Source organism: Paenibacillus sp. 01L418, from assembly GCF_056400045.1.
The window spans coordinates 1-3,447 of the sequence record NZ_JBFTSN010000573.1; the positions used below are offsets into that span (position 1 = coordinate 1).

Consider the following 3,447-nt stretch of genomic DNA (forward strand, 5'->3'; position numbering starts at 1 on the left):
TTGGCTTATTCGCAGGATTTCAAAGAAAGCACGGAGTACCGGATGCATTAAACCAAAGGGCACCGACCCGTACCGTTAGCAAGACCGGCCTCCACCCCTTGGATAGGCGTAACGAAGGAATGAGAGGGCATAGACCCGTTAAGACATGGGAGTGAAAACCTCCAAGGGTGGCGTGGAGAATGCGTGCAGTAAATCGAAGTATATAGGACGGTTATATCCCTCCTCTATTCCCGTGCGTCTTCATGTTACCGAAGTCTAACAGGGTATTCCCTTCATGTCTTCCCCCCCTTACTATCCGGGCGAAATCCTGCGAATAAGCGAGCATTCGTGAGAAAATTATATCGTACCAAGGGAGCATTCCTGTAGATTCATTAATTTGGACTTTAAATAAAAAAGAGCGCCTCTGCATGATAATTAACGTCTGTTAGGTATTTACGATTACCTTCACCGAATCCGACATTCCCCGTAATTTTACATACCACGTCAAAAATGACTCAACCATAAATTTCGAGTCGCATACCGCAGCCTTTGGCAGGCAAGTCAATTCACGATCAATAAAAAAAGCCACCTGGAAAGGTGGCTTGCACTCAAACAGAGTGCAAAAGTATAGATAGGAGTGGAGAGTCCTGTCCTGAACCCGTTGCTTTTAGAGTAACGTACTTTCATACCGTGCCTGATGCCAACCGTGCCGCTTTCAACAGCATTCAAAACCACTATTTCTTCATAATAGGAATGCTGCCCGTTAGCTTAATAAAATGAGCAGGCCACCGCAGCGCCTGCTCATCGATGTGTACTATTGAACTAACGTTTCCTTTACTCATCTGCCCCTATGTTAACTGATGCTCCCCGTAGTCTTGCTTGACCGTCAATGTCCAAGGTTTTGATGATCGAACTGTAAGATCTACCCGCATCGATTGCTGCGGAAGCAGCTTTAAGGTGGAAATTATTTTGGCCTTGATTCACAAACCGCGGTTCGGCAAATATAGAGTGTACATCATTTCTAGTACTGGTCTTATAAGCCGAAAAACCGACATATTCCTCGTTTTTCCAAATCCAATTTGCTTTCGAAACGTCTCCGGGGGCGTAATAAAGATTGTAGTCTACCACATTTCCCGAGTTTTTCGTGTGTTCGTTATAGATGAAGACATTCGATGATTCCGCAAAGATGATATTATTTGTGATCATATTATTCTTGGTATCATACTGTAGCAGAATTTGACCACTGCCGTCATTCAGCGAATTATTTTGATATAGGGTATTGTTGATGATCTTGCAATTCACAGTTGCGCCTCGTTCACTATCGTAGCCGCCCATCGCTATTCCCGTATACCGATTACTGTAGACAATGTTGCTTCGCACGGTAATATCGCTTGTGGATTTCCCTGCATGTTCACTGGCAATTTCAATGCCAATATCGTTCTTGTAACTGTAATTTCGTTCAATAACACTGTCTTTCCCCCCATCAATATAAATACCACCGGYCGCGTTGCTATTGTTAGGAAGTGATTTACCGTAAGAAGGGTTAAAGTTGGATGAGATGTTATATACTCTATTGCCACTGACTAATCCATTTCTCACTTGATCGTAGGACGGATGCGGCGCTACTCCTTCGAAGCCGATGAGATCGATTCCGATATTGTCATTATCATGAATGAGATTGTTCGTCACGGAAAAAGTATCGACATTTCCGTTTAAAACAAGGGACTCGCTTGAACCCAGTACCAGCTTGTAAAGCTCATTACCTTCTATCGCTACATGATGAATGGAGGCGGGTGCATCAGTACCATACACAGCGATACCGTGAGCATCCCGGCCAAGCAGGTCACTGCCGGTTGGTGCAGCGGTATTTTTGATATCATGCACTTTGTTATTCAGAATCTTAATATAGCTTCCTGAGCCGTGGACATATATACCTATAGGCAATTGATCTTTTTTCGTTGTGATAAAATTACGGATTTCAAACCCCTTTATCGTGATATGGCTGGCGTCTTCAATCTCAATAATGCCTTGTTGTCCTGTGACAGAAAGTCCGCTTCCATCAATGACTGCCCTTTCCTTCGGAAAGTTTACGAACGTGATCGAACCACCCCGGGCTGAGCCGGAGCGGGTAATTTTCAGCTTTTGCTTATAGACGCCCCCTCTAACATACACGGTACTGCCCGGTTTTACGACGTCTGCTGCATGCTGGAGAGTTCTCCAAGGAGATTTTTTGGTGCCCGCGTTATCATCGTTGCCTCTGGAGTCTACATAATAGGTGGGAGTGGCTGCTGAAGTAGAGGTGGCACGCAATTGCCCCATCATAATTATTACAGTTGCAACTACCGTACCAAGAATGAATAATTTACTCTTTGTTTGCATTGAGACGGATCTACCTTTCCAGAATGTTTCTTTTAATTATACTATAACGAATCTTAAGCACCATCAAGTAAACACTTGAGCAAATGTGATCAAGGAAAAGACTGGCGTACTTTGGACTCAGACGGGAATATCATTATCAGCATTTATTCTCTAGACTTGTTCAACTACCCGCCCGTTAACGTGTCCMGTTAGTTGAGCGATTACATTCAAGCAATGCAAACATGAATGCTTTACCATACAGAAAGTCTTGTTCTGAAATCATTTTCATCTGTAATGAAGTTTACTTCAGAAAACCCCATTGTTAGCGAGTTATTATAGAGCCTTTGGATTGTTTCTGGATCCTTACTATACACCGTAACATACACGCAATCGACCACTAAAATAACGAGGCTACATTCACTGATAATAAAATCTTCAAACGTTTGAATATCAATAATCTCTTTATTTCTTGGAAAAGCCTTTAGGTTTGCAAAAATCACATAATACTCGTTTTTTTCTATTGTCTGCTTTAATGTTTCGCCTTCCATTCCAATAACCTCATCAGGAAAGAGTGGCCGCCCTAACTCCCCGTACTCGATGAAATATGCTTCTTCACCGCCAACATACCAGTTATATGCAGCTACATCGACTGGCTTCAGTATCCCAGCCAAGTAGCTCCCGTACTCATTTGGTATTTCGAAGCTAATGCCTCTTATCATAATAACTCCTCTCCTATACTGCCCGTTACTTCAATGAAAAACGGCAAACGATTAATAGCGTTTGCCGTCTTTTCGTCATTCAACTATCGTTCCCCGTTAGTTCAATAAATCTTAACCTCAATCCGCATGGCTCAACTTACCCGTTAGTTCAATAGAATCAACAGTTTCAGTCCGATGGTATCCTCTTGTCTATGATTCAAGCCACCACTTTCAATCCTATGATAAAATACTTATAAATCCCACTATAGCCAAACGGCCAAAGCGGATATAATCTTACTCTAAATTACTGGAGGTAGCGCTCCGTACTCGGCCCACTGCTCTTTTGTCGGGCCGTAAAGATCCGGCACACGAAGGCCTGCCTGACGCATCAGGACTGTCATCTGACCACGAT

Annotated in this window: 3 protein-coding genes; all 3 read right to left on the bottom strand. The window is 43.1% G+C overall.

The window, feature by feature from the left end:
* Positions 1-813 precede the first annotated feature (813 nt).
* A complete protein-coding gene (locus tag AC1DSE_RS32900) occupies positions 814-2,358 on the bottom strand; it encodes a DUF1565 domain-containing protein (RefSeq protein WP_477528885.1) in 1,545 nt (514 codons plus the stop codon).
* A 230-nt stretch (positions 2,359-2,588) separates the two neighbouring features.
* A complete protein-coding gene (locus tag AC1DSE_RS32905) occupies positions 2,589-3,056 on the bottom strand; it encodes a DUF2691 family protein (protein WP_477513010.1) in 468 nt (155 codons plus the stop codon).
* A 278-nt stretch (positions 3,057-3,334) separates the two neighbouring features.
* The coding region (locus AC1DSE_RS32910) for a DinB family protein (RefSeq protein WP_477528886.1) at positions 3,335-3,447 on the bottom strand (113 nt) is incomplete at its 5' end.

Excerpts from the sequence above, each read along its gene's own strand:
- AC1DSE_RS32905 (WP_477513010.1), bottom strand. The coding sequence starts at position 3,056 with ATGATAAGAGGCATTAGCTTCGAAATACCAAATGAGTACGGGAGCTAC.